We start from the raw sequence: 18553 nt of genomic DNA, 5'->3' as shown, positions 1-18553 counted from the left end.
CGCGTTGGCGTTATCGTCGAGTTCGACCTCGAAACGTATTTCCGAGGTAGGATCGTTGTTTGAACGCAAAGATTTTTTTCGATACGCCATCAAGTGCGTCGCAGCTTTTTGTTTGCTGGGAGCACTGCTGGCGGCGGTCCGTAATTTCGACGTCTGGGCCTTCGTTCTAGCCGTACCCATCATCACCGCACCCTTGGTGATGGTGTCGAGTGTGTTCGCCGCAGTCAGACGCGGCCACACACTATCGGTCTTTACCAGTGCCAGCTTTCTGCGCCGGTTGTTGTCGGGAACCGCCTTACGCCTGGTGATCCTGTCCACGTTCTACGGTGCACTCACCGCCCTCGTTCTGATCCCGGTGCTATCGCCCGTGGATCCTATCGAATGGCTACCTTTCATTCTCGGTGTACCGATCTTTTGGGTCGCCTTGAAATACTCCCAGGCGAATTTCGGGCCCCATTACGTGGAGCCTTTCAAGACCATCCGGCCGGTATCGATCGCCCATTGGATCACGACGTTCACCATCGTGCTCCTGTCCGTGGCCATGGCACTGACAGGGTATTTCACGCCCGAGCCCCTGCCCGCAGAACAGTTGTCGAATATCTTCGAAGAATTGGAAGCGCCGAGTGCATTGATTTCAGAACTGCTCGCCTTTGCGCGCCTACTGGAGAACTTCGAGGCCTACATCATAGGGAAAGCCTCCGAGGCCGGAGAGAACTCGCGCGTCTTGTCGATCTTGGTGTTCGGAACCGTGAGCGTCGGTCTCGCATGGACGATGTCTTCCTTCTTGGCCCTCGCTGCGATGCCTCACTCGCAATTGCTCCGAGCGATCATGCCTTCCGACGCATCGCCGTCGCCCCCGAAACCAACGCGCAGCGCCATCGGCTGGACGGTGGGCATCGCCACCTTTGCGCTCGCATTCGTTTGGGCGCCGCTCGCCGCGAACGTCGACGCGACGCTCCAGATGATGCCCCCCGAAGATCGCCCAGTCAGACGATTGGCGCGCTCGACCGAGAGGATCGTCGTCATCGTGGAAGAGATCCGTGGTATCTACACGAGCCCCGGTACGGTCTCGGAGCTGCGCCAGACGTCGCTCCTCAAGCTCGCCGACTTCGAAGACGTCGAGAAGACGAAGATCAAAGATGCGATCGACGGCGCCGCCGACGTCATGATCGACAACGTGGATCCGTTTCTGGACGAGTACTACAGCCTGGTCGGCGAATACAGACGGATCGCTGCGATGATGGCAGGCAGTCTCGAGAAGAGCCTACGCCGTGATCTCAGACAGGCACTCGAGAGAAACGCTCCCACCTCGGAATTGGAGAAATTGATCTCCGATGCCCGCATCGACGAAAAGGTCCCCGAAATCACCGAAGAGATCGTCGCCGAGGCAGAAGAGATCGTCGAATCTCGGAGAATGAACGTGCCCGCAGGCGCTCGCGTCGAGGTGATCCTGAGCTGCAGCCGCCTTCCGTGTTGGGAAGTCGAGAGCATGACCCAGGACATGATGGAGGATTTCGCCGATAGATTGCGCATCACCGGGACGGGCGCAGCGGCGGCAGGCGTGGTGAGTGCCGTGATCGTCAAGAAACTCGCCGCGAAGGGTGCGATCAAGATGGCGGCCAAGGCCCTCTCGAAGCTCGCGTCGTCCAAACTGGCGGCAGGGACGCTCGGGACGACCCTGGGCGGCATCGCCGGCGGCATATTGGGCAGCGTGGTGCCTGGCGCCGGGACGGCGGCAGGCGCCGCCGGCGGTGCAGCGTTGGGCGCCGTCGTGGTCGGTTTGAGCGTCGACAAGATGATGATCGAGCTCGAAGAGATGGTCAGGCGCGAGGAGCTGAGAGGGCAGATCGTTTCGGCGATCGACGAATGGAGAGACGAGATGCACGAAACGATCGATGGGCGGGAAACCGGCGACATCGCCGTCAAATAGTCAAAATCATCCCATCAATTTGCGGTTCAGAGACGTCTAGGGAGAGATGACCATGTTGCTGGAAGCGAAAGACCCTCGAAACGGGAACACCGTAAAATTCGAGGCCCCGGATTGCACCGAGGACTCGATCCGAGACCTTCTGGAATTCGACTTCTCGGACGAGGAACTCCGGCGCCGGATTTCCACTCTCGATCTGTCCGCCGATGCCAAGTCGGTCCTCTACACGATCGCGAAGGTATCGGTCCGCGCGGGATCGATGATCGTGAGGATCGGCCGAAAGATCTTAGACGGCGTGATGAAGATAATGGCGGAGTTTCCGTCGGCGACGTCCGGTACGATCTTGGGCGCGACACTGGGTTTCTTGGTCTCGTCCATACCCTTCGTCGGCTTAGTTCTCGGGCCGATCGCGGCGCCGCTATTCGCGGCCCTGGGTCTGGTGCTGGGGGCGAAACAGGACATTCGCGACAAGATGCTACTGAGACGCATCGCGGAGGCGAATGCGGCCTTCGACCCTCTCAAGACGTGACGATCGCCATGCAGAAAGAAGAAAGAGAAGACTGGTTCGAGGACGTCGAGACTGTCGTCGACGACCCGCTCCGCTTCAAGGCGAAACTGGGCATCGGCGAAGACGCCTACACCTCGCTCAGGATCAAGAACTCGGTCCTGGAGGCTTGGGACGTCGCAGGCGTCGCCCTCAGTGGAGCTTCCGTGGCGAGTTCGTCGGCAGTGGCTTCGAGCCTCTTCGGTGCAAAGACGATCTGGACCGCGATCGGGATAGGGACGGCGACCACGCCGATCGGCTGGGTCGTCGCAGCGGGCGTGCTGTCCGGAGGTGCATGGCTGGGCATCACGCGCTACCTGAAGAACACGAGCTCCAATCGTGTGACCGTCGTTCCGGATTTCATAAACACACCCATGGACGTCTTGGCCCTCGGCCTCTTCGATCTTCTCGCTCCCTTGGCCCTGAAGGTCGCGGACATCGACGGAGAGATCCACGAGCGCGAACGAGCACACATCTCGGACTACTTCGTACGGCAGTGGGGATATTCGGAGAAATTCGTCACCCAAGGCTTGTCGTTCGCCGAGGATAGGCTCGATCAGCACTCGATTAGGGATCTCACGTCGACGTTGGCAGACTTCAAGAAGAAGAACCCGGACTGCAATTACGGCGCCATGTCGAAAGAGATCACGAATTTCTTGACCGAGATAACCGAAGCCGACGGAGCGATCGACGAACGCGAAGAGATGGCAATAGACAGGATCGATCAGATCCTTTCGACAGAGGGCAAATTTTCGCTGAAGCGGAAAATTCGTAGGGGCGCTTCGGCCTTGAGCGACCGACTCGGATCGTTGAAAAAGTTCAAGAAAGTCAGCCGAGGTTAAGGTTTTTTCTTCTCGCTTTCAGACGAAAGCGCTGAGAATGACTAGCCGATAGTCGCGCCCGGGGGAGAACCGTTTGAGCGCCATACTTGTACCGCTCATTGTTTGCGCCATCGGAATCGGCCTAGCCCGGACCGGATTGCAACCCTTGGCGGCCATCGGTGTGTTGCTTTTTTTCTGGGGCGCCCACTCCGTTATTTCAACACTCGGATTGCTCGGCTCTCTTTAGTCCGCATCTAGCACTGATAGATAAGGCGGAATACTCGGCCGAAATTTCTAGTGCGTGACTGTCACATGATCGGCCCAGCGAGCCATCAGGTCACGTCGCAAATCCAAGTAATCGGTCCGCCTATAAGCCCGCTCGACCTTCCCACCCGATATGTGAGCCAGTGCGGCCTCGGCGACCTCGCGCGGCGTGTCCGTCATTTCGGCGCACCAAGTCCTGAAGGAGCTCCGAAATCCATGCGGCCGTGAATTCAGGCCGCGACGCTTCATCAGCTGGGACAATGTCATGTCGGACAGAGGTTTTCCCTTGTTACCTATGAAAGGGAAGCCGTCATTTTCGAAAGCCCGGGCATCTTCGAGGATCTGCAAGGCTTCATCGGAAAGTGGTACTCGATGCTCTTTGCCGCCTTTCATCCGGTCGCCCGGGATCGACCATATATTTCCCTGCAATTCTGCGAAGTTGAAGAGGCGCGCTTCGGTGGATCGCACGGCCGTCAAGATCAGAAAACGAAGCGCAAGATGTGCTGGCGAGCATTGATCGAGAGACGCGAAAAACGCCGGCACGTCTTGCCAAGCCATGGCCGGAGTATGCTGCACTTTGTGCCGCTGCCGCCCGAGGAGCGCCTTGGCCTTGGCAGTGAGCTGCATGTCGACGTCGAGCCCCATCGCTGCAGCGTATTGCATGACCATGCCCAGCCTCTCCAACGCGGTCCGAGCCACGACGGGCTTCTTGTGCCAAACGGGGGCGAGCGTGTTCTTGACGTCGTTCTGGTCGAGCTCGGTGACTGGAACGCCTCCGAGTTTGGGAAGAACATGATTGTTCAAGGGGCCCATCCATCTGGTGGCCTTCCCCTCGTTTTTCAGAGTAGCTTTTCGCGCCTCGAAACACGCGATCGCCACGTCGCGTAAAGTGTTCTGGGCACGTGCGGCTTCACGACGACGAGCCTGTCGGACCTTGATGGGATCTTTTCCCCTTCGCGCCAGAGCGCGCGCTTCTTCGGAGAGCTCGCGTGCTTCCTTGAGTGAGACGTCACGAATGCTTCCAAGACCCATTTCGCGACGTCTGCCATGGATCGTCACTCGTTGTATCCACTGGCCACCACCGTCATTGCGCTTAACCAGCCATAAGCCTGCACCATCGGGATACTTTCCAGACGGCAGGTGTTTGACCTGCAATGTTGTCAATTTGTTCCTAGCGCGTAGCAAACATGTCCTCCTTCCATCTCCAATCGAATACCCCCTCAAAAATCCCCCATTGAGGGCTCCCTTGAGTGATCAAGGCTGGGCAATAGTGAAAGGAATATCCAGTAACTAATTATTTCAAAACAATGACTTGAACGATTTTGAAGGTCATTGAAAACGCTGGCAAAGGGCATCGCCCGCTCCAGAAACTTCCAAGAAAGATCAGGCGGTGTTCGGGGCGTCCTTGTGGCTGCCCCGCGACGGCGGCCCGCCTAGGTGGCCGCGCCATGCGCTGCCCCCCTTCCCCTGCGCGCGCCGGGCGCCTATAACCCGCGCGAACCGCAAGAAGGGGCACGCCATGCGCAAGGCCACGATCACCCGCAAGACGGCCGAGACCGCGATCACCGTGGAACTCGATCTCGACGGCACCGGCCGCTACGACAACCGGACCGGGGTCGGGTTCTTCGACCACATGCTCGACCAGTTGGCGCGGCACGCGCTGATCGACATGACCGTGCGCTGTGAGGGCGATACCCATATCGACGACCACCACTCGGTCGAGGATACCGGGATCGCGCTTGGCCAGGCGCTGGCGGAGGCGCTCGGCGACAAGCGCGGCATCCGGCGCTACGGCGCCTGCCTTCTGCCGATGGACGACGCGCTGCTGCGCGCCGCGCTCGATCTGTCGGGCCGACCCTTCCTGGTCTGGAACGTCGATTTCCCCTCCGACAGGATCGGCGGTTTCGACACCGAGCTGGTGCGCGAGTTCTTCCAGGCGCTGTCCACCCATGGCGGCATCACCCTGCACGTGGACCGGCTGCACGGGATCAACAGCCATCACATCGCCGAGGCCGCCTTCAAGGCGGTCGCGCGGGCGCTCCGAGACGCGGTGGAGACCGATCCCCGCAAGGCCGACGACGTCCCGTCGACCAAGGGGGCGCTCTGACGTGACGACGGCGATCATCGATTACGGCTCCGGGAACCTCCACTCCGCCGAGAAGAGCTTTCAGCGGATGGCGGCGGAAACCGGCGCGGGCCCGGTCGTGGTGACGTCCGACCCCGATGTCGTCGCCGCGGCCGACCGTGTCGTTCTGCCGGGCGTCGGCGCCTTCGCCGACTGCCGGGCCGGGCTCGCGGCCTATGACGGGCTCTTCGACGCGATCGAGGCCGCGGTCATCGCCGGCGGCAAGCCCTTTCTCGGCATCTGCGTCGGCATGCAGATGATGGCCGACCGCGGCCGCGAATACGCCGTGACCGAGGGCTTCGGCTGGATCGCCGGCGAGGTCGTCGCGATCGAGCCCGCGGACCCGGCGCTGAAGGTGCCGCATATGGGCTGGAACGAACTGGTGATCGACACCCCCCACCCGGTCCTCGGGGGCATCGGCACGGGCGATCACGCCTATTTCGTGCACAGCTACCATTTCCGGACCGCCGATCCGGCCCATCGCGCCGCCCATGTTGATTACGGCGGCGAGATCACCGCGGCGGTGGCGCGCGACAACCTTTTCGGCACCCAGTTCCACCCGGAAAAGAGCCAGCGCACCGGGCTGCACCTGATCGCCAACTTCCTCAAGTGGCGCCCCTGAGCGGCGCCTGACGGCTCAGCGCAGCCGTGTCCAGTCCTGCCCCCGGCAGGCCAGGCCGCCCAGGATACACCCCTCGACCGTCAGCCGGTTCCCCTGCAGCGCCATCTGCGCGCGGTAGACCTTGTCGCGGTCCGGCGCCCAGATCTTGCCGCCGCCATAGCCGCCGCCCTCGGGGCGCATGTCCCAGATCATGCGCTTTCCGACGGTGTCGCTCTCGACCGGCGCCCCGGCGCGGTCGAAGGCGGCCTCGATCACCCCGCAGAGATGCGGCGCGCAGGAATAGATGCGGACATGGGCGAAGGCGCCGTCATCGCCGGGCTCCGTTTTCCAGAGCCCGGTGGCCGGGTCCGCGGCCGCGGGCCCCGCGAGCAAGAGGCCCGCGGCAAAGGCGCGTGCAAGACGTTTCATGGTTTTCCTCCCTCGTGAGGGCCCCAGACTGGGACCACCCCGCGGGATCGGGCAAGATTGACGTGGGGTCTACCAGGCCCCCATCCGGTCAAGCTCGGGACGCAGCGCGCCCTTGAAGTCGAGCGCATCGGCCCGCGGCCGGGTGACGAGGCTCACGCCCACGAAGAGCCCCACCGTCACCGCGATCACGGTCAGCGCCAGCGTCGGGTCGAAAACGCTGACACCCGCGACCATCGCCAGCCAGATCGCCGTCGTCGCGCCGCCCAGAAGCGAGGCCAGCACGCCCCAGGCGGTGCCGCCACGCCAGAAGAAGGCGCCGATCGTCGCGGGCACCGTCACGATCAGCCCCGCCGCCGACAGCGCCGCCAGCTGGTCGACGATCGCCGCCTCGCGCACCGCGAAGCCGGCGGCGAACAGCACGACCAGCACCACCACCACGCGGCCGATGAAGATCTGGCGCGCGTCGCGCCCCTCGCCCTGGCGCATCAGGTCGCGCGCCACCATCGAGCCCAGCGTCAGCGCGATGGAATCGAGCGTGGAGACGGCGGCCGACAGGATGCCGACGATCAGCAGCAGGCTGACCGCGACCGGCACCGCACCCGAGCCCAGCAGGGTCGGCGTCGCGCTGGCCGGGTTCTCAAGCCCGGGTGCGATCACCAGCGCCGCGAAGCCCCAGATCACCGCGATCAGCGTGAAGACCAGGCCGAAGCCCAGCACCCAGAGGATCATCCGCCGCATCGCGGCCATGTCCTCGACCACGAAGAGACGCTGGCTGACCTGGGGGTTGGAGAGCGGGAAGAAGAACCACGGCAACGCCAGCGCGATGAAGGTCGGAAAGGCCCAGAGCCCCGGGCCCGGGACGTCGAGCCATGCGCCGCTCTCCGCGGTCACCTTGGCCGTGAAGACGTCGAGCCCGCCGATGAAGGAAACCGCGAACCCCACCGCCAGGATCCCCGAGACCAGCATCACGGCCGCCTGCCCCGCATCGGTCCAGGCGACCGAGCGCAGCCCAGCCACCAGCGTCCAGAAGATCGCCAGCACCGCGCCGATGGCGATGGCCACCGGCAGGCTGATCTCGCCGCCCGTCACCCCCGACAGCAAGAGCCCGATCCCGGCCATTTGCGTCGTGCAGTAGGGCATCAGGAAGACGAGGCTCAGCACCGCCACCAGCCGCGCGATGTTGCGGTCGCCATAGCGTGCGCCCAGCATCTCGGCGGGGGTGATGAAGCCCCATTTCCGGGCCGCCAGCCAGAAGCGCGGCCCGAAGACGACCAGCAGCGTGAGGCCCGAGAAATAGACCAGCTCGAAGCCCAGCGCGCCCACACCGCCGCGATAGGTCAGCCCGGTCAGCACGACCAGCATGAAGGCCGAATAGGTCGTCGCGGCATAGGACAGCCCCGAGACCATGCCGCCGAGATGCCGCCCGCCGAGGTAGTAGTCGGCCGCGGTCCCGGTATTGCCGCGCGCCGCGGCGTAGACGATGAAGCCGCCGATCACGGCAAAGGCGATCACCGCGCCCCAGACCAGATAGGGTTCGATCATGGCTCAGACCCTCCAGCGCGAGACGCCGGCGACGATCAGAACGACGACCGCCACGCCGAAGGCGCACCAGAACCAGAAGATGTCGAGAGAGGCCACGCCGCCGCCAAGCAGCCCGTAAGGCACCGCGATGCCGGCCAGGATGACCGCGCCCACGAGCGCCAGCCAGGTTGCGAATCCGTTCATGCCAGTGACCCCTGCGTTCTGCGCCAGAAACCGTGCCAAGGGCTAACCTGTCACGGGCGGGGGAACAACCGCGAACGTGACCCCACGTCAACTTGGCGCGCGGCGGGGGTTTCCTCTGCCCGCGCATGGCGCTATCACCCGCGCGAGTTTTCCCGGCAAGGACGGCGCCCATGATCCTCTTCCCCGCCATCGACCTCAAGGACGGCAATTGCGTGCGGCTCCTGCGCGGCGAGATGGATGCCGCGACGGTCTTCAACGACGACCCGGCCGGCCAGGCGCGGGCCTTCGCCGCGGCGGGGTGCGACTGGCTGCATCTGGTCGACCTGAACGGCGCCTTCGCCGGGCACCCGGTCAACGGCGACGCCGTCGAGGCGATCCTCGGGGCGGTCGACGTGCCCTGCCAGCTCGGTGGCGGCATCCGCGAGATGCACCAGATCGAGACCTGGCTCGACAAGGGGCTGGCCCGCGTGATTCTCGGCACCGTCGCGGTGGAACGCCCGGCGCTGGTGCGCGAGGCGGCGGCGGCCTTCCCGGGCAAGGTGGCCGTCGGGCTCGACGCCCGCAACGGCAAGGTCGCGACCCGCGGCTGGGCCGAGGAGACCGAGCATGACGTGGTCGACCTCGCCCGGAGCTTCGAGGATGCCGGGGTCGCCGCGATCATCTACACCGATATCGAGCGCGACGGCGCCATGCAGGGCCCGAACGTGGCGGCCACCGCCGCGCTCGCCCGCGCGGTGTCGATCCCGGTCATCGCGTCGGGCGGCGTCTCGTCGCTCGCGGACCTGATCGCGCTGCGCGACTGCGGGGCGCCGCTGGCCGGGGCGATTTCCGGCCGGGCGCTCTATGACGGGGCGCTCGATCTCGGCGCGGCGCTCGCCGCGCTCCGGGACGGCTGAGGCCCAAGCCGCTGGCATCGGGGCGCGAATGCGCCTAGAACACGGCCGCGAGACCGAGGAACCCGAGATGCTGAAGACCCGTGTCATCCCCTGCCTGGACGTCGCCGACGGGCGCGTGGTCAAGGGCGTGAACTTCGTCGATCTCGTCGATGCCGGCGACCCGGTGGAGGCCGCCAAGGCCTATGACGCGGCCGGCGCGGACGAGCTTTGCTTCCTCGACATCAACGCCACCCACGAGAACCGCGGCACCATGTATGACGTGGCCGCCCGGACCGCCGAGCAATGCTTCATGCCGCTGACCGTCGGCGGCGGCGTCAAGACCGTCGAGGACGTCCGCCAGCTGCTTCTGGCCGGCGCGGACAAGGTGTCGTTCAACTCCGCCGCGGTGGCGGATCCCGACGTCGTCGCACGGGCCGCCAACAAGTTCGGCGACCAGTGCATCGTGGTCGCCATCGACGCCAAGACCGTGTCGCCCGGCACATGGGAGATCTTCACCCATGGCGGGCGCCGGGCCACCGGCGTGGACGCGGTCGACTTCGCCCGCACCGTGGCGGCCAAGGGCGCGGGGGAGATCCTGCTGACCTCGATGGATCGCGACGGCACGCGGGCGGGCTTCAACCTCGCGCTGACGCGGAAGATCGCGGACGCCGTCAACATTCCCGTCATCGCCTCGGGCGGCGTCGGCACGCTGGATCACCTGGTCGAGGGCGTCACCGAGGGGCACGCCTCGGCGGTGCTGGCGGCCTCGATCTTCCACTTCGGCGAATACACCATCCGCGAGGCCAAGGAACACATGGCCGCCGCGGGCATCCCCGTGAGGCTGGAATGAACGTACTGGACCGACTGGCCGAAACCGTCGCGGCCCGCCGCGATGCCGACCCCGAGACGAGCTGGACCGCGCGGCTGCTGGCCGAGGGGCCGGCGAAATGCGCCGAGAAATTCGGCGAGGAGGCCGTCGAGGCGATCATCGCCGCCGCGCAGGGGGACCGCGACGGCCTGGCCGCCGAGGCGGCGGACGTGCTCTTTCACCTTGTGGTGATGCTCGAATCGCGCGGGGTGAAGCTGGCCGACGTCCTGGCCGAGCTGGAACGGCGCGAGGGAACGAGCGGCGTGGCCGAGAAGGCCGCGCGCCGGGGCTGAGCGCCGCGCGCCGGGATTTCATGCCTCCGGCGGGGATATTTCCGGAACGATGAAGGCGCACGCTAGCGCATCCAGAGCCCGGCGCGCCTGAGCCGGTTCCGGATCGCCTGCTCGCGGCGCGGCAGGCCGTCGCGGTCGAACAGCGCGCGCGCCTTGTGGCCGCGCCCCTGGTAGATCATCCGCCGGAACGGCGCATAGGCCTTCAGCACCGTCTTGACCCGGTTCGGCGCGGCGACCTCTTCCATCCAGGCGATCTTCTCCGCGCTCTCGCGGGCATAGAACAACGGCAGCACCCGCCAGTGACAGCTCACCGCCCCGTCGAGCAGGCCCGGCGGCAGCGTGCCGCGCCCGCCGCCGAGCGCGTGGATCACCAGCGGCAGCGCGACCTGGTCGAGCCAGGGGTCGAGCGGCTGGAGCGCCAGTTCCGCCGGCGGATCGTCGCGGATCGACCGGGCATAGCGGAGGTAGAGGCGGTGAAACCGGCGCGGATCGCGGTGGAAGAACCAGCCGGCGTTGAAATAGAGATAGCGCGCCCAGTGCTCGTCGGGCTGCGCGCGGTCGAGCGTGCGCTCGAAGTCGAGCCCGAAGCGGTCGTAGAGCGCGCGCCAGATCGCCGTGTAGCCCGGCCCGTAAAGCGTTGGAACGGGCCAGGTGCCCCGGACCGCGGCCGAGGCGGTGGGCCGGTCGAAATCGAAGGGCACGCGGTCGAGCCGGTCGAGAAACAGCGTGTCCGTGTCGAAGAACACGAACGGGCTGTCGGGCGGCAGCACCGACAAGCCCTCGATCTTGTTGCCATGCGGGTAGCCGGCGCCGAAGGCCCGGCTTTCGAAGGGGCGGATCTCGGCGTCGAAGCGGTCGGCCAGCAGCGCGCGCACCGCCGGATCCGATATGCGCGGATCGCCCGGCCAGAGCGGACCCGGCTGCGGCTCCGCGAAGATCAGCCGCCCCCGGAAGCCCGGATTGGTCGCCCGGAAAGAGGCGGCGAAGAGAACCGCCTCGTATTCCAGCCGCCCGCGCTGCACGACTGCAAGAACGTTGAAAGGGTCTGGCGCCTGCGCCCCGGCCATGAACGGCACCCGCACTCGTTACTCGGGCGCAGTATACCCGCAATAGGCCTTGCGGAAACCCGAACGCTGCCGCCGGGTCGGGCGGCGCCGGGATCCTAGCGGGCGGCCACGGGCGCGGCGAGCAGCTGGCGCAGCACGTCGCGGCGGCGCTCCGGCAGGGAGGGCCGGGCCGCGACCGGGGCCGGCGTGGTCACCTGGCGCACCATCTGCGGCGGCTCGGCGACGGGTGGCATGTCCGCCGGCCGGCCGTTCATCTGGATGAACAGCGCCGCGGCGCCGAGCGCCAGGCCGCCGGCCACGATCAGGTTCGGCAGCGCCCCGAAGGCATCTTCGGCGACGCGGCTTGCAAGAAATCCCGGTTTCGCGGTTTGCATCGGACACCTCGCAGACGGTTCCAGGGGCGGGATTGCCCCCGGGATCGAGGAAGCCCGGCGCAGGTTGCCAGCATTTCCGCGGGCGGTGCCGAAGTGTGAGGAATTGTGGAAAAGTGTCGGCGCTTTGTGCTGCGCCGCCCCTGTCCGGTGGCATGACGGATCGGGAAAGTGGTGGGCGACCCTGGAATCGAACCAGGCATGGGTCTCCCCGGCGGATTTACAGTCCGCTGCCGCACCTTGCAGCGCGTCGCCCTCGCGGCGGGTGGCCCCGCGCGAATGGGCGTCTGGATACTTGGGCGCCCCCGGCCCGTCAACAGGAAAATCCCCCGCGATTGGCGCTTGCAGCGGGCCCCGCGACGGCCCAATCTGCGCGCCCATGACCCAGGACAAACGCCGCAAGCCCGATTGGGTGATCGACAAGGAAAAGGGCCGCCGCCGCGCGGCGCGCGAGACCGTCTGGCTGTTCGGGCTGCACGCCGTCCGCGACGCCCTGGCGAACCCGGCGCGCGCGCGGTTGCGCCTGGTCGTGACCCGCAACGCCGCCGACAAGCTGGCCGCCGAGATCGCCGCCTCCGGCATGGCGCCCGAGATCGCGGATGCGCGCAAGTTTCCCGCGCCGCTCGATCCGCAATCGGTCCACCAGGGCGCCGCACTCGAGGTTCGGCCGCTCGACTGGGGCGGGCTGGCCGAGCGCTGCGCGCCCGGGGACGGCGCGCCGGTGGTGGTCTGCCTGGACCGGGTGTCCGATCCGCATAACGTCGGCGCGATCCTGCGCTCGGCCGAGGTCTTCGGCGCGCGCGCCGTGATCGCGCCGCACCGTCATTCCGCCCCCGAGACGGGCGCGCTGGCCAAGACGGCCTCCGGCGCGCTGGAACGTCAGCCCTATCTGCGCGTGCCGAACCTGGCCCGCGCGATGGGACGCCTGCGCGAGATGGGCTACACGCTGCTCGGTCTCGACGGCGCGGCCACCGAAACGCTGGACGCGGCCGCCGGCCGGCTGACCGGGCAGCCGGTGGCCCTGGTGATGGGGGCCGAGGGACCCGGTCTGCGCCAGCTCACCCGTGACAGCTGCGACGGGCTGATCCGGATTCCGGCGGCGGGCGCGTTCGGGTCGCTCAACGTCTCGAACGCGGCGGCGGTCGCGCTTTACGCGGCGACGCGGGGGCGCTGATCCCTCCCCTGCATGTTCGTCCTCCGTTCACGACTTTATTACATGCTCTGGACCGCGGAGAAGCACTGCCTATGTAGTTAGGCGGAGGCGCGATCACGGAACTTCGCGCTTCACTTCACTGTCCCTCGTTCCGTACTTGCGCCCGGGAGTCCATCTCGGGCGCTTTTTTTATGGTTCGCCGGGCGCATGCCCGCTAGGAGAGGGCCATGACAGAAACCCCATCCGAGGCGCTGCTGCGCCATATCCTGACGACCGCCAAGGTCTTTGCCTGCGTCGGCGTATCGATGAACCCGGTGCGCCCGTCGAACTATGTCGCGCGCTACCTGGGGCTCAAGGGGTTCCGGGTGATCCCGGTCAACCCGGGCCATGCGGGCGAGACGCTGTACGGCGAAACGGTCTATCCCGAACTCTCTGCCATTCCCGCCGATATCCCGGTGGATGTCGTCGACATCTTCCGGCGCTCCGAGGCCGTGCCGGGCATCGTCGATCAGGCGCTCGACCGGTTTCCCGATCTCAAGGTGATCTGGATGCAGATCGGCGTCCGTCATGCCGAGGCGGCGGCCAGGGCCGAGGCGCGCGGCGTCACCGTGATCCAGAACCGCTGCCCCAAGATCGAGTACCAGCGCCTCTTCGGCGAGTTGCGGATGGGCGGGTTCAACACCGGGATCATCTCCTCGAGGCTTTGAACGGCCGGGACGCCGATCCGCCGCGCGGGGGGCGGAGCGGAACCCGGTTCGCCGCCGCCGGCAGTTGCCACACCCGCGTTCTTTGCCGCGTGCTTGGCGTTGTGCGGGCGCGAGCGATGCCATACCTTCGGCGCCAAACACCACAAGGGAGACCCGAGATGTCCGAACAGCGCAGCCCCGGATTCGACACGCTTCTGATCCATGCCGGCGCCCGGCCCGACCCGGCCACAGGCGCCCGCCAGATTCCGATCTACCAGACCACGTCCTACGTGTTCCGCGACGCGGACCATGCCGCGGCGCTCTTCAACCTTCAGGAAGTGGGGTACATCTACTCGCGCCTGACGAACCCGACCGTGGCGGCGCTGCAGGAACGCATGGCCGCGCTCGAGGGCGGCCAGGGCGCGGTCTGCTGCTCGTCCGGGCACGCGGCCCAGATCATGGCGCTGTTCCCGCTGATGGGTCCCGGCAAGAACGTCGTCTCCTCCACCCGGCTTTACGGCGGCACGGTCACCCAGTTCAGCCAGACCATCAAGCGCTTCGGCTGGTCGGCGAAATTCGTGGATACCGACGACCTCGACGCGGTGAAGGCCGCGATCGACGACGACACCCGGGCGATCTTCTGCGAATCCATTGCCAACCCGGGCGGCTACGTGACCGACCTCGACGCCATGGCCAAAATCGCCGACGCGGCGGGCATCCCGCTGATCGTCGACAACACCACCGCGACGCCCTATCTCTGCCGCCCGATCGAGCACGGCGCGACCCTGGTGGTCCATTCCATGACCAAGTACCTGACCGGCAACGGCACCGTCACCGGCGGCTGCATCGTCGACTCGGGCAAGTTCGACTGGTCGGCGTCCGACAAGTTCCCCTCGCTCTCGCAGCCCGAGCCCGCCTATCACGGGCTCAAGTTCCACGAGACCTTCGGCCCGCTCGCCTTCACCTTCCACGGCATCGCGATCGGGCTGCGCGACCTGGGCATGACGCTGAACCCGCAAGCCGCCCATTACACGCTGATGGGGATCGAGACGCTGAGCCTGCGGATGCAGCGCCACGTCGAGAACGCCGAAAAGGTGGCCAAGTGGCTCGAGGACGACCCGCGGGTGGATTTCGTCACCTATGCCGGGCTCGAGTCCTCGCCCTACAAGGCGGTGGCCGACCGGATCTGCCCCAAGGGCGCAAGCTCGCTCTTCACCTTCGGGCTCAAGGGCGGCTACGAGGCCTGCGTGAAGCTGGTCGATTCCGTCGACATCTTCAGCCACGTGGCGAACCTGGGCGATACCCGGTCGCTGATCATCCACTCGGCCTCGACAACGCACCGCCAGCTCACCCCCGAACAGCAGGAAGCCGCGGGCGCGGCGCCCAACGTGGTGCGGCTGTCCATCGGGATCGAGGACGCCGACGACCTGATTGCCGATCTCGACCAGGCACTCGCCAAGGCCACGGCCTGAGACGGAACGCGGCCGGCCCGGCGGGGCCGGCTCATTCCGCCAGCGCGTAGCGGATCGTGACCGTGGCGCGGATGGCCAGCTCGCCCGCCGCGACCGGCGTGCCGGCGTCCGCGGCGCGGGCGAAGCTCATCTCCGCCATGGGGCCGGGGACCGGGGGCGCCCCGCCCTCGCGGATGTCCAGCACGGCCCCGAGCCCGTGTCCGGCCGCCTCGGCCAGGATCTCGGCCTTGTGCCGCGCATCCGCGACCGCGCGGCGCCGCGCGGCGTCGGCGGCCTCGGCCTCGGCCTCGTCGGCAAGCCCGAAGCGGATGCCGCCCGTCTGATTCGCCCCGGCCGCGATGGCGGCGTCGATCAGCCCGCCGAGCGCATCGAGATCCGCGACCGTCACCGCGACGCTGTTGGAGGCTCGGAACGCGACGACCTGCGGCGGATTATCGCCGTCGCGGCGCCATTGCGGCGACAGGTCGATCGCGGTGGTCCGGATATCGGTCTCGGCGATGCCACCGGCCCGGAGCGCCGCGATCACCGCCGTCATGGCGGCGCCGTTCCGCGCCATCGCCGCCGCGGCATCGGCGGCCTCGGTGACCACGCCGAGGCGCATCTCGGCCATGTCCGGCGCGCGCGATACCGCGCCGGTCCCCTGCACGGTGATCTCCGGCGCGGCCCGGGCCGGCGCGGCCAGGGACAGGACGGCGAGAACGAGGATCAGGATGGACCGGGTCATGGAACCTCCGCGGCGCGATAGCTTAGGATCAGTGTCTTCCCGGCCCGTGGCCGGACGCAAGCCGCACGTCCCCGCCCCCTATGCCTTCGGCGGTTTCCTGCTATACTGCCGGACGGCCCGCATGACGCGACTCCTGCCGACCAGAGGTTTTTGCTAAGCGACACGCATGAAACCCGATTTCGCCCTCACGCTGTCCCATGACGGGATCGGCCTTTTGCGTCGTGCCGGCGCGGACCGCTGGACCCGGCTGGGCGAAATCGCTCTGGACGATCCCCGTTTCGAGACCCGCCTGGCCGCGCTGCGCCGCAGGGCTGCCGGCACCGACACGCCGCTGGCGGCCAAGCTGGTGCTGCCGCAATCCGAGGTGCTCTACACCTGGATCGACGCCCCGGGACCCGACATTCCCGCCCAGATCGAGGCCGCGCTCGAGGGACAGACGCCTTACGCGCTGGACGAGCTCGTCTATGACTGGCGGGACGAGGGCGGGCGCGTCCACGTGGCGGTCGCCGCGCGCGAAACCCTCGCCGAGGCCGAGGCCTTCGCGGAAGCCCACGGATTCCTGCCGCTGGCCATCGCGGCCATCCCCGGCGAGGATCGTTTCGGCGGGGCCGAGCCGGTTTTCGGCGAGACCCGCGCCGCCGCCGAGCTGGCCCGGCAGGGCGAGGCGGTCGATCGCGACCCCGTGCAGATCATCATCGGACCGCCGGCGACGCCGGACGCCCCCGCGGCCACGCCCGCGCCGACGGATGACGCGGCCGACGGGGCGGCGGATCCCGGCGCGGAACCGGCAGACGACACGCCGCCGCCGGACGCTCCTTCGCCGAAGGCCGACATCACGGCGCCCGCCGACGCGACAGCGGATGCGCCCCCGGCGGACGACGCCGCCCCGGCGGAAAGCGCCGCCGACGGCGCCCCGGCGCCGGACCAGGACCCGCCCATTATGTTCAGCCGGTCCACGCGGGGCAAGGACACCGCCGCCCCGGCCGCCCCGGTGGCGGATGACCCGGCATCGGCGCCGGCCGAACCGGCCCCGCCGGCCATGGCCGCGACGGCGCCGCTGCCCCGGTTCCGCTCGCGCCGGCAGAACCGCAAGGCCAAGGCCCCCAGGGCCCCGGTCGCGACGACGCCGTCCGCACCCGACAGCGCCGTCGCGCCACCGCCCCCGGCCGCGGCCGCCCGGTCGCTCGCCCCCGGCAGCGACGCCCCCGATGACGAGGCGCGCAAGCTCACCGTCTTCGGCGCGCGCGAGACCGCCGCCGCCGAGCCCCGGGTCCGGCCCGGGCTCGTGGTGACCCTGGTGCTGCTCGCGCTCCTGGCCGCCGTGGCGATCTGGGCTGCCCTCTACCTGCCGGGCGACCGGCTCGCGCGGCTGTTTTCCGGCCCCGCCGTGCCGCCCGTGACCGAGGCCGCGGATCGCCCCGCCGAGGAGGCCGCCCTGCCACCCGCCGGCCAAACCCTGCCCGATCGCCCCCCCGCGCCCGCACCCACGCCGGAAACGGCGGCGCCGGCGGATACCCCGCCCCCACCGGACGACACCGCGCCGCCCGGGCCAGCCCCGACCCCGCCCCCGGCGGCCGCCGCCAGCGATCCCGAGCTGGCGCCGGAACCCGAACCCGTGCCCGCCGCACCGGCCCCGCAAAGCCTCGCCGGCGACACCACGACCGCGCCGGCGCTCGCCGCGCCGCCGGTGGCCGACGGGCTCGCCGAAGAGCTCTATATTCCCGGCCGCGACCGCCGGATCATGCCGCAGGACCCGGTGGTGCTGCCCGATTACGCGGCCGGGCCGGGCGATGCGCGCCTGCCCACGCCCCTCCCCCCGGCGCCTGCCGGCACGGCCTTCGACATCGGGCCGGACGGCCGCGTCGTCGCCACCGGGGACGGCGCGCTGACGCCCGACGGCACAACCGTCTATGCCGGCTCCCCGCCCGCGGTGCCACCGGCCCGCCCGGCGGCCGCGGCGCCGCCGCCGCCCCCGAACCCGCTCAAGGGCAAGGAACCGCGCCCCCGCCCCGAGGGACTGGCCGAGCAGACCGAGATCACGCGGCTCGGCGGGCGCACCCGCGACGAGCTGGCCCAGGTCCGGCCACGGCCCCGGACAAGCGCCCCCGCCGCCACCGCCACCGCGACGCCCGGGCCGGCGCCCGACGCCCCGGTCGCCGGCGGCACGGCCCTCGCCGTGCGGGCCACGATCACCCCGGCCCCGCGCCCCGACAACTTCGAGAGCGTCGTCTCCACCGCGCGGCGCACCCCGGCCGCGGCGCTCTCGGCGCCCGCCGCGCCGACCCTGCCGACCAGCGCCTCCGTCGCGCGCCAGGCGACGGTCGAGAACGCGATCCGTCTCAACCGGATCAACCTGATCGGTGTCTATGGCAGCGCCTCGAACCGCCGCGCGCTGGTGCGGCTCTCCAACGGGCGCTACGTCAAGGTCGAGGTGGGCGACCGCCTCGACGGCGGCCAGGTCGCCGCGATCGGGCGCGACGCGCTGCGCTACGTCAAGCGGGGCCGGAACATCGTGCTGGAACTGCCCGGGGACGGCTGACCCGCCGGTTCACCGTTCCGGAAATATCCCCGCCGGAGGCACCGCGCGCCCGGCACGGGCGCGCAAACC

At 68.1% G+C, this 18553-nt stretch carries 19 protein-coding genes and 1 tRNA gene; 12 read left to right on the top strand and 8 right to left on the bottom strand.

The annotated features are described in order from the left end of the window. Nucleotides 1-55 precede the first annotated feature (55 nt). From ACQ5SP_RS03685 to ACQ5SP_RS03675, 3 genes are read left to right on the top strand one after another with little or no spacing between them, the layout of a single operon-like run. On the top strand, nucleotides 56-1930 hold the full coding sequence (locus tag ACQ5SP_RS03685; RefSeq protein ID WP_430936561.1) for a hypothetical protein: 1875 nt from the start codon (nucleotides 56-58) through the stop codon (nucleotides 1928-1930). Between the two features lie 46 nt (nucleotides 1931-1976). Next, nucleotides 1977-2456, top strand: a complete 480-nt coding sequence (locus tag ACQ5SP_RS03680; protein ID WP_430936559.1) for a hypothetical protein — start codon at nucleotides 1977-1979, stop codon at nucleotides 2454-2456. Beyond that, nucleotides 2453-3313 carry a TerB family tellurite resistance protein gene (locus ACQ5SP_RS03675; protein ID WP_430936557.1) on the top strand — a complete coding sequence of 287 codons (861 nt, stop codon included), beginning with the start codon at nucleotides 2453-2455 and terminating at the stop codon, nucleotides 3311-3313. The genes ACQ5SP_RS03680 and ACQ5SP_RS03675 overlap by 4 nt, the downstream gene beginning before the upstream one ends. Nucleotides 3314-3586: 273 nt before the next feature. On the opposite strand, the gene ACQ5SP_RS03670 is transcribed toward ACQ5SP_RS03675, so the two are convergent. Further along, nucleotides 3587-4711 (bottom strand): tyrosine-type recombinase/integrase, encoded by a 1125-nt coding sequence (locus ACQ5SP_RS03670; RefSeq protein ID WP_430936555.1) that lies wholly within the window; start codon nucleotides 4709-4711, stop codon nucleotides 3587-3589. Nucleotides 4712-5075: 364 nt separating this feature from the next. Between ACQ5SP_RS03670 and hisB the strand changes: the two genes are divergently transcribed. Both hisB and hisH read left to right on the top strand, forming a co-directional pair. Further along, nucleotides 5076-5663 (top strand): imidazoleglycerol-phosphate dehydratase HisB, encoded by a 588-nt coding sequence (hisB, locus tag ACQ5SP_RS03665; protein WP_430936553.1) that lies wholly within the window; start codon nucleotides 5076-5078, stop codon nucleotides 5661-5663. 1 nt (nucleotide 5664) lies between these two features. Next, nucleotides 5665-6303, top strand: coding sequence for an imidazole glycerol phosphate synthase subunit HisH (gene hisH, locus ACQ5SP_RS03660; protein WP_430936551.1), 639 nt, complete (start codon nucleotides 5665-5667; stop codon nucleotides 6301-6303). A gap of 15 nt (nucleotides 6304-6318) precedes the next feature. Here the strand turns inward: hisH and ACQ5SP_RS03655 are convergent, their stop codons facing one another. The 3 genes from ACQ5SP_RS03655 to ACQ5SP_RS03645 all read right to left on the bottom strand — a co-directional run bounded on the left by ACQ5SP_RS03655 (nucleotide 6319) and on the right by ACQ5SP_RS03645 (nucleotide 8436). Further along, nucleotides 6319-6711: a DUF2147 domain-containing protein gene (locus ACQ5SP_RS03655; RefSeq protein ID WP_430936549.1), complete on the bottom strand. Its 393-nt coding sequence runs from the start codon at nucleotides 6709-6711 to the stop codon at nucleotides 6319-6321. Between the two features lie 69 nt (nucleotides 6712-6780). Continuing rightward, on the bottom strand, nucleotides 6781-8253 hold the full coding sequence (locus tag ACQ5SP_RS03650; protein WP_430936547.1) for a sodium:solute symporter family protein: 1473 nt from the start codon (nucleotides 8251-8253) through the stop codon (nucleotides 6781-6783). A gap of 3 nt (nucleotides 8254-8256) precedes the next feature. Then, entirely contained in the window at nucleotides 8257-8436 is a 180-nt protein-coding gene (locus tag ACQ5SP_RS03645) for a hypothetical protein (protein WP_430936545.1), read from the bottom strand. A gap of 170 nt (nucleotides 8437-8606) precedes the next feature. Between ACQ5SP_RS03645 and hisA the strand changes: the two genes are divergently transcribed. The 3 genes from hisA to ACQ5SP_RS03630 all read left to right on the top strand — a co-directional run bounded on the left by hisA (nucleotide 8607) and on the right by ACQ5SP_RS03630 (nucleotide 10472). Further along, on the top strand, nucleotides 8607-9332 hold the full coding sequence (gene hisA / locus ACQ5SP_RS03640) for a 1-(5-phosphoribosyl)-5-[(5-phosphoribosylamino)methylideneamino]imidazole-4-carboxamide isomerase (RefSeq protein ID WP_430936543.1): 726 nt from the start codon (nucleotides 8607-8609) through the stop codon (nucleotides 9330-9332). 67 nt (nucleotides 9333-9399) lie between these two features. Next, the gene (gene hisF, locus ACQ5SP_RS03635) at nucleotides 9400-10161 is read left to right on the top strand and encodes an imidazole glycerol phosphate synthase subunit HisF (protein WP_430937167.1); all 762 of its coding nucleotides are present in this window, start codon (nucleotides 9400-9402) and stop codon (nucleotides 10159-10161) included. Beyond that, nucleotides 10158-10472, top strand: coding sequence for a phosphoribosyl-ATP diphosphatase (locus tag ACQ5SP_RS03630; RefSeq protein WP_430936541.1), 315 nt, complete (start codon nucleotides 10158-10160; stop codon nucleotides 10470-10472). Before hisF ends, ACQ5SP_RS03630 begins: the two co-directional genes overlap by 4 nt. Nucleotides 10473-10534: 62 nt before the next feature. Here ACQ5SP_RS03630 and ACQ5SP_RS03625 read toward each other — a convergent pair whose 3' ends face one another. The 3 genes from ACQ5SP_RS03625 to ACQ5SP_RS03615 all read right to left on the bottom strand — a co-directional run bounded on the left by ACQ5SP_RS03625 (nucleotide 10535) and on the right by ACQ5SP_RS03615 (nucleotide 12166). Next, nucleotides 10535-11539 carry a hypothetical protein gene (locus ACQ5SP_RS03625; protein WP_430936539.1) on the bottom strand — a complete coding sequence of 335 codons (1005 nt, stop codon included), beginning with the start codon at nucleotides 11537-11539 and terminating at the stop codon, nucleotides 10535-10537. Between the two features lie 95 nt (nucleotides 11540-11634). Beyond that, nucleotides 11635-11913, bottom strand: coding sequence for a hypothetical protein (locus tag ACQ5SP_RS03620; protein ID WP_430936537.1), 279 nt, complete (start codon nucleotides 11911-11913; stop codon nucleotides 11635-11637). A gap of 169 nt (nucleotides 11914-12082) precedes the next feature. After that, nucleotides 12083-12166, bottom strand: a tRNA-Tyr gene (locus ACQ5SP_RS03615). Nucleotides 12167-12289: 123 nt separating this feature from the next. Between ACQ5SP_RS03615 and rlmB the strand changes: the two genes are divergently transcribed. The 3 genes from rlmB to ACQ5SP_RS03600 all read left to right on the top strand — a co-directional run bounded on the left by rlmB (nucleotide 12290) and on the right by ACQ5SP_RS03600 (nucleotide 15221). Next, on the top strand, nucleotides 12290-13084 hold the full coding sequence (rlmB, locus tag ACQ5SP_RS03610) for a 23S rRNA (guanosine(2251)-2'-O)-methyltransferase RlmB (RefSeq protein ID WP_430936535.1): 795 nt from the start codon (nucleotides 12290-12292) through the stop codon (nucleotides 13082-13084). A 206-nt stretch (nucleotides 13085-13290) separates the two neighbouring features. Beyond that, nucleotides 13291-13770, top strand: coding sequence for a CoA-binding protein (locus ACQ5SP_RS03605; protein WP_430936533.1), 480 nt, complete (start codon nucleotides 13291-13293; stop codon nucleotides 13768-13770). A gap of 158 nt (nucleotides 13771-13928) precedes the next feature. After that, nucleotides 13929-15221, top strand: a complete 1293-nt coding sequence (locus ACQ5SP_RS03600; RefSeq protein WP_430936531.1) for an O-acetylhomoserine aminocarboxypropyltransferase/cysteine synthase family protein — start codon at nucleotides 13929-13931, stop codon at nucleotides 15219-15221. A gap of 31 nt (nucleotides 15222-15252) precedes the next feature. Here the strand turns inward: ACQ5SP_RS03600 and ACQ5SP_RS03595 are convergent, their stop codons facing one another. Continuing rightward, nucleotides 15253-15945, bottom strand: coding sequence for an SIMPL domain-containing protein (locus tag ACQ5SP_RS03595; protein WP_430936529.1), 693 nt, complete (start codon nucleotides 15943-15945; stop codon nucleotides 15253-15255). Between the two features lie 166 nt (nucleotides 15946-16111). On the opposite strand from ACQ5SP_RS03595, the gene ACQ5SP_RS03590 reads away from it, so the two are divergent. Next, nucleotides 16112-18484, top strand: coding sequence for a hypothetical protein (locus ACQ5SP_RS03590; protein WP_430936527.1), 2373 nt, complete (start codon nucleotides 16112-16114; stop codon nucleotides 18482-18484). The last annotated feature ends 69 nt before the right edge of the window (nucleotides 18485-18553 follow it).

This window comes from Rhodovulum sp. YNF3179 (assembly GCF_050586465.1).
Taxonomy (GTDB): Bacteria; Pseudomonadota; Alphaproteobacteria; order Rhodobacterales; family Rhodobacteraceae; genus CAJXYS01.
This window is presented reverse-complemented; position numbering and strand designations above follow the sequence as displayed.

Coding starts and splice junctions, on each gene's coding strand:
- ACQ5SP_RS03630 (WP_430936541.1), top strand. CDS start 10,158: ATGAACGTACTGGACCGACTGGCCGAAACCGTCGCGGCCCGCCGCGAT.
- ACQ5SP_RS03680 (WP_430936559.1), top strand. CDS start 1,977: ATGACCATGTTGCTGGAAGCGAAAGACCCTCGAAACGGGAACACCGTA.
- ACQ5SP_RS03650 (WP_430936547.1), bottom strand. CDS start 8,253: ATGATCGAACCCTATCTGGTCTGGGGCGCGGTGATCGCCTTTGCCGTG.
- hisB (WP_430936553.1), top strand. CDS start 5,076: ATGCGCAAGGCCACGATCACCCGCAAGACGGCCGAGACCGCGATCACC.
- ACQ5SP_RS03645 (WP_430936545.1), bottom strand. CDS start 8,436: ATGAACGGATTCGCAACCTGGCTGGCGCTCGTGGGCGCGGTCATCCTG.
- ACQ5SP_RS03600 (WP_430936531.1), top strand. CDS start 13,929: ATGTCCGAACAGCGCAGCCCCGGATTCGACACGCTTCTGATCCATGCC.
- ACQ5SP_RS03605 (WP_430936533.1), top strand. CDS start 13,291: ATGACAGAAACCCCATCCGAGGCGCTGCTGCGCCATATCCTGACGACC.
- rlmB (WP_430936535.1), top strand. CDS start 12,290: ATGACCCAGGACAAACGCCGCAAGCCCGATTGGGTGATCGACAAGGAA.
- ACQ5SP_RS03590 (WP_430936527.1), top strand. CDS start 16,112: ATGAAACCCGATTTCGCCCTCACGCTGTCCCATGACGGGATCGGCCTT.
- hisF (WP_430937167.1), top strand. CDS start 9,400: ATGCTGAAGACCCGTGTCATCCCCTGCCTGGACGTCGCCGACGGGCGC.
- ACQ5SP_RS03620 (WP_430936537.1), bottom strand. CDS start 11,913: ATGCAAACCGCGAAACCGGGATTTCTTGCAAGCCGCGTCGCCGAAGAT.
- hisA (WP_430936543.1), top strand. CDS start 8,607: ATGATCCTCTTCCCCGCCATCGACCTCAAGGACGGCAATTGCGTGCGG.
- ACQ5SP_RS03625 (WP_430936539.1), bottom strand. CDS start 11,539: ATGGCCGGGGCGCAGGCGCCAGACCCTTTCAACGTTCTTGCAGTCGTG.
- ACQ5SP_RS03595 (WP_430936529.1), bottom strand. CDS start 15,945: ATGACCCGGTCCATCCTGATCCTCGTTCTCGCCGTCCTGTCCCTGGCC.
- ACQ5SP_RS03655 (WP_430936549.1), bottom strand. CDS start 6,711: ATGAAACGTCTTGCACGCGCCTTTGCCGCGGGCCTCTTGCTCGCGGGG.